This is a genomic window from Nostoc sp., assembly GCF_041747015.1.
In the GTDB taxonomy this organism is placed as follows: domain Bacteria; phylum Cyanobacteriota; class Cyanobacteriia; order Cyanobacteriales; family Nostocaceae; genus Nostoc.
Map to the genome: position 1 here is coordinate 1 of NZ_JBGTFY010000343.1, position 6,408 is coordinate 6,408.

General features: G+C 41.9%; 3 protein-coding genes and 1 pseudogene. 1 reads left to right on the forward strand and 3 read right to left on the reverse strand.

What is annotated here, in order from left to right:
* From ACEW80_RS27605 to ACEW80_RS27615, 3 genes and pseudogenes are all read right to left on the reverse strand, one after another.
* A pseudogene (locus tag ACEW80_RS27605) lies at nucleotides 1–465 on the reverse strand (hypothetical protein); the annotation flags it as partial.
* 12 nt (nucleotides 466–477) lie between these two features.
* Nucleotides 478–897 (reverse strand): hypothetical protein, encoded by a 420-nt coding sequence (locus tag ACEW80_RS27610; protein WP_373529666.1) that lies wholly within the window; start codon nucleotides 895–897, stop codon nucleotides 478–480.
* A gap of 30 nt (nucleotides 898–927) precedes the next feature.
* Nucleotides 928–2,151, reverse strand: a complete 1,224-nt coding sequence (locus ACEW80_RS27615) for a ParM/StbA family protein (RefSeq protein WP_373529667.1) — start codon at nucleotides 2,149–2,151, stop codon at nucleotides 928–930.
* Between the two features lie 590 nt (nucleotides 2,152–2,741).
* Here ACEW80_RS27615 and mobF point away from each other — a divergent pair.
* Nucleotides 2,742–6,408: MobF family relaxase (gene mobF / locus ACEW80_RS27620; protein WP_373529668.1), on the forward strand; the 3,667-nt coding region annotated here is incomplete at its 3' end.

The window sequence follows — 6,408 nt, forward strand, 5'->3', positions numbered from 1 at the left end:
TGCAACTTCTTCAAAGGATTTGTTTTGCTCTTTTATTGATTTGTAGGTTTCAAGAAAGCGTTCGCACTCATCTGGGCTATACTCATCTTGCTCAGATAGTCCGCAGACTTGGAGAATTATTAAAGCCTGAGAAAGTGCGATTTTATAGCCTCTTTCACGAGCAATAACTAGTAATTCAGTGATATCTAATGGTAATTGGGCTTTCTTCCCTTGTTTTTTTCCTCCATTCTTCGGTGATGACGAGGAATTGCCCTGAGTTTCTGACAGTGCATTGTCAACAATTGGAGATAATAGAGCCATTACTTCTTCATCATTTCCACCCTGCTCAATTAAGGTGCGACATTCACGAAACCTGTCTGCATCATTCTCGGTATATGACTCTTTTTCAGGTATCCCACTCAAGCGTAAAGTCCTGCTAATTTCTGATGGTGAGAGGTTGTTAAAAAGTTCTTGTGGTTGATACATAATCATGAATTCCTATTTAGATAAAGTTGAAAAAGGATTTAACCAGTCAACTTTTAACTGTCTTTGTTCTGTTGGGGGAATCTTAGATGGTTCTGTTGGGGGAATATTGGATGGAAGGGAAAGTGATGAAAGTGAATTTCTGTCTACTGCAATCATCGTGGCTGCCTGAGACGGGATTTCTCCCAGCAGTCCCATCAGATATGAAGAGTGAAGTTGAAGGCGGTAAAGACAAGCACGAATGTGTGGTTCTAAATCTACGGGTTGCTCTTCAGCTTGATAGGCTAAAGGAAGCCAATAGCTGCTAATAGCAATTATCACCATATCCTTCGCAGGATAAAGAGTATTTCTGGAGTTTAAATACTTAAACAGCATTGCTTCGGGGCTATCAGTCTTAACTCTACTTCGTAAGCGAAACTCAACATCTGAAAACATTGCTAATATTCCTTTAAAACGAGCAAATTGCTAGGACGCACGATGGTTTGAAATAGCTGATGTAGCGTTTTGATAACGGAATAATCCGTATACATCCGTGAAACGTAAGCACAACGCATCTTTTTTAATCGGCAGGTTAAAAGCCAAGCGCACATCCTCTTCTAATTCTGCCGCCCATGAAATCTCGGTATAAGTAAATAAGTTTTTCAACTCAGCAACTAAATATTCCGATGTTCCCCCACCAATAATTACTTGCTGAATATCAACAGGAATATTCATACTTAGCCAAATAGATACTTTATTCCAGTATTCTTTCCGAGATAACTCCGCTACTTCAACAATTTGTGCTACTTCCTCAGCTTTAAACTCAGCATTCTTACTCCGAGCCAAGGTGTTAAAGTATCTCGGTTTTAACGCTGAACCTGATAGATGAACAGCCTTTAACAAATCATGTAAGTTCTGTCCTGATGTTCGGCTTTTGATTCTCTCCAGCATCCAGGCTAAACCCAAACCTTCTGTTTTTCCAGTTGATATACCCCGCTCAAAGATTACGGCTGATATATCCCGAAAACCCAGCATCACCACAGCAATGTTCACTTTATTAAAGTCTGTGCCGAGTTTTTTACTTCGCGTCAATACCAGTCCCCCACCCTCCGGCAAACACTGAAAGCTGATCAGATTTACACAAAATTGTTGACCTCGAAAGCTAAAGCTAGACAGTGCCTTGGTTAAACCCATTTCCAATCTTTCCCTGTCTTCCCACTCCCCATAAGGCAACAGCAGTCCCAACGATAAATCAAGGTTGGACTTCAATCCTTCTCTAATCGCTATTGCCCCCACTGCTGCTAAAGTTTTTGGAATCGCGTTCTCATACTTGAGTTCTAAAAAATTGATTCGCGCTTCAAAATACTTTTGGGCCAAAAACCCAACCGCATAATACTCTCCGTTGTACTCTATCCAAGCCTCATTCTCTGGATTCGGCCGATTAATTTGCCCAGACTCATATAAAGAGAGCGAGTCTCTAGAAATCTTAACTAACTCTGGCTCCATACACAGCAATTCTGGTTTAGAAGACATCTCCAAGGGAACACGATAAACCATCTTCGTCATTGAAGTTCCTGGATCAAGACTCAACATTAAATCCACAAGAAATTTTCTCCCTGTTTTTGACCCTTTATCAAGAATTATTCCTAAAAGGCTAAAGCGCATATACCGTAATGATTTCAGCATTTGTAAATAAAAATTATGAATCATTACAATTGCACTTTTATTTCACTAATTTGTGCATTTTCTGGAAAATCGCCTAAGTTTCCATTCCTCACCAATCCTCACTAATTCTCATCAATTTATCCCAATTTATCCCAATATCTCACTCCACAAATTCCAATTCATCGCTGATGTTATTACATATTAAACATCATCTAATAAGCAATTATCATTAGCTTAATAAAACCCAATAGTTCCCGGAAGTTCCCGGAACTTCTCGGAAGTCACCCGATTTATTCCCATGTTTTCCTACTAATTTTAAACACGCTTTAGAGGGCATAAGCCATACAATCCATCTTTTTTTGACGCACAGTACGCCATATTTGGCGGAAAGAATGCTCGATTTTTTTGCTATATTAAATATCAATTATCTATTGGGTAAAAAAGTTGAAGTCCAAGGAACACGAAAATCTTTTCAGTCGGCATCAAGCACCACTAAGTTTGATGACGGGGATTGATTTTGACTTCAATACTTATTGCAATGGTGATTATCTTGCCAACAGAGAAAATAATCAGAATTTCTGTCAGTGGAATAGAAGGAGTATTAAGTTATGTTTTGTCCAGAGTTGGGGTGAGCCATGCTAACAGCGGCTAACGTCTCCTCAGAGATGGCGGTGAACTACTTCATCAAGAATTACTATCACCTTGGTAAGTCGCTTTGGAGTGGTCAAGGTGCTGAAAAATTGGGTTTGTCAGGGGCAGTCGATGACGAAGAAGCTTTTAAAAATATCATTGAGGGGCGATCGCCTGATGGTCGTGAGGTATTGAATGCCAGAGTAGTCAAAGAAAAGGGGAAAGGAGAACGCAGAGCCGCATTAGACTGTACATTTTCTGCGCCCAAAAGTGTAAGCTTGATGGCCTTGATTGGTGGGGATACTCGTTTAATCGATGCTCACCATCAGGCATTGAAAGAAGTCCTGCAACTGATAGAGCAGAGGTACGCCTACACCAGAGTGACAGATGACAACAAGAGACATAGAGTTCAGACTGGTAACTTGGTCGTCGCTCAGTTTGACCATATCGAGAGTCGGGACTTAGATCCACATCTGCACACACACTGTTTGCTGATGAATATGACGCAAACAAGAGATGGTAGATGGTTAAGCCTTGGCAATAATGAAATATTTGCCAATAAGAAATTCTTGGGAATGGCATATCAAAGTTATCTGGCGCGTGAAGTCCAGAAACTAGGGTATGAAGTGGAATTTCGTTTACATGGGCAGTTTGATATCAAAGGCTTTTTGGAGAAAGATTTAGAAACGTTTTCTAAGCGACGACAACAAATCATCGCTTCATCTGGGGTTAATTCTACTTGGGCAGAACGTGAGAAAATCTGGGACGATACCCGCCAGCGTAAGCAAAAACTACCAGAATCAGAGTTACTTGCATTCTGGAAAGAAGAAGCTGCGGCGTTAGGGATTAGGTTTGTTAAGCCTTCTGCAAGGCAGGATATACCAGCCCATGATTTGAGTTTGGTAAATGCGTTAAATAATGCAATCGCACATTGCAGTGAGAGAAATGTCGCCTTCAAGCAGGAGGATTTAGAAAAATTCATTCTCTCAGAAAGGCTTTTTACTGATGTGACTGCAATTGAGCCATTGATTAAGCAACATCAGGAGTTAATTGCTCTACCTGGAGTGCAGCTGCAATACACAACTCTTTCAGCAGTAAAGCGAGAACTGGCTACCATTGAATTGATGCAGTCAGGACAAAGTAAAGTAAACCCTATCTGCTCAAGGGAAGTAATTGAAAGCCAGTTAGAGAAAACCTCGCTTAACTCCGGGCAGCGGCAGGCAGTTAGTCTAGCTGCAACGACAACAGACCAATTCATTGCGTGGCAAGGGGTAGCCGGGGCGGGTAAGACTTTTGCCCTCAAAGAATTAAATGCGATCGCACTCGCCCAGGGCTATACAGTCAAATGTTTTGCCCCTTCATCAATGGCAGCAAAGGTACTGAGTGAGGAACTAGGCATACAAGGGGAGACTGTAGCCAGCTTATTGGTATCTGAACCAGCTAAAGTTGTAGAAGCAAATCAGATTTGGGTTGTAGATGAGGCAGGTTTACTTAGTGCCAAAGATGCTCATGCCCTCTTAGAAAGAGTCACCATCGAGGGAGCAAGATTATTACTAGTAGGGGACACCAAGCAATTATCAGCAGTAGAAGCTGGAAACCCGTTCAAATCTCTGCAACAAGCTGGCATTCAGACCGCGCACTTAACACAGTCGAACAGGCAGCGAAACCCAGAGTTGAAGATAGCAGTAGACCTGATGGCAGACGGGAGGGTAGAAGCGGGATTTAAGCAGTTAGAGACAATTGGTAGTATTTTAGAGGTATCACCTGATACAAAGTTTGAGACAATTGCTGCTGACTATATAGCATTAGCAAAAGAACAACGAGCAAGAACGCTAGTACTCGCTGGCACAAATGTAGAAAAATTGGCACTTACCCAGGCAATTCGAGGCAAGTTAAAAGAGGAAGGAAGTTTAGGGGCGACTGCAAACATCAGCCAGTTACAAGCAAAAAACCTCACTTTAGTTCAGATGCGCTACACCCATAACTTTGAACTGGGTGATGTGGTGATGCCGACGCGCAACTATAAGCGCCGGGGTTTAGAAAAAGGCTTGCTCTATGAAGTCGTCAGCAAGGATCTTGACCGACTAACATTAAGAACCTCTGCGGGGACACATTTAGAAGTAGATACCAATTTTGACAAAGCGGTTTACCAGCGTGATGAAATTGAGATTGCCGTTGGCGATCACTTGCAATGGAAGAAAAATGACCGACAGTTACAAAGGCGAAATGGACAGGAGTTTATAGTCACAGCGATTGAGGGAGACTCTGCCCAAATTGAGTACTTAGACACCAAAATTACTGAGACTATTAACCTCAAACAGGCGCAAAACTTAGACTACGCGCTTGTCAGCACAATCTACAGCAGCCAAGGTAAAACTACTGACTTAGCGTTGATTGCGGCAGATTACACCATTGGACAAGAAAGTTTTTATGTGGCAATTAGCCGAGCTAGGCATAACGTCAAGCTGTATACCAAAGATAAATTAGAATTACTAGAACTGGCGCAAGAGTCTAAAGCCAAAGATAACGCCTTAGAATTGCTGATGAATTCCTTAAAAGTGGAACTACAGCAAAAATCACAATCCGAAGCGATAACTGCCTCGGTCAGTCCAAGAGCTAATGAGCTAGTAGTAAAACTTGAAGTAGCAATAGCAGAGCCTGTACTGAAAGCTCAACCGCCAGTCACAGAACAAGTTTCCTTATCAGTTAGTCGGCCAGTTCCATTAGTTACAACGAGTTTAGAAACTTTAGCCAAACCCACTCTCAAAGAGAAATATAGAGATGATAGAAAGTCTCCTGCTTTTGAAAAACCAGTATTAAAGACTGCTTCCCCAACAGAAGCATTTTGGATACCTCAAAAAGAAGAAGAAGTACCCAATTTTATTGAACCAAAGGATTGGCAAGAGTTTGAAAATAGTGCCATTCATCCCGATATTACGGCATTGAACTTTGAAAGCCTTCAATTTAGCTATACTGGCGGCGAACATGAAGCCTGGGAACGGCTCATGGTCAGTGAAAAGCTTAATCGCACAAATACAGGACGGCTAACAGAAGGTTTTATACAGGCGTACTCTCACCTTGATGCTGGTGGCTGGTGGTGTGATGCTGGAGTTGATGCGCGTTCATTTGCTGATTTAACCCCAGGTGATAAACCAACTCTTAAACGATGGGGATGCTACAAGCCAAATCAACCAAGACCCAAAAAAGATGAGAATAATCAAATAATTGAAGGGAAATTCATTAAATATGAGCATCCCCCAAAAGTTGAATTAAGTATCTTCTTGCTAGATGTCCCTGACGATATTGCCGAACGCATTTACTCCAAACACAAGGTGAACCCCAGTGATAGCGATCGCCAGTCAGGATTTTGGTACTGTGTATGGAAACATAATATCCCGTGTGCTCTAGCAGAAGGAGCTAAAAAAGCAGCCAGCCTGTTGAGCCAAGGTCACGCAGCTATTGGGCTACCTGGGATTTCGGCGGGATACCGAACTCCCAAAGATGAGTTTGGCAAGAAAATTGGCAAGTCTTACCTGCATGAAGAGTTAGCAGTTTTCGCCACACCTTCTCGAGAAATCAAATTCTGCTTTGACTATGAAACCAAGCCGGAAACGAAGCTCAATATCGAGCGAGATATTTCCGTGACTGGAGGATTGTTACAAAAATCAGGAG

Coding starts and splice junctions, on each gene's coding strand:
- ACEW80_RS27610 (WP_373529666.1), bottom strand. CDS start 897: ATGTTTTCAGATGTTGAGTTTCGCTTACGAAGTAGAGTTAAGACTGAT.
- ACEW80_RS27615 (WP_373529667.1), bottom strand. CDS start 2,151: ATGATTCATAATTTTTATTTACAAATGCTGAAATCATTACGGTATATG.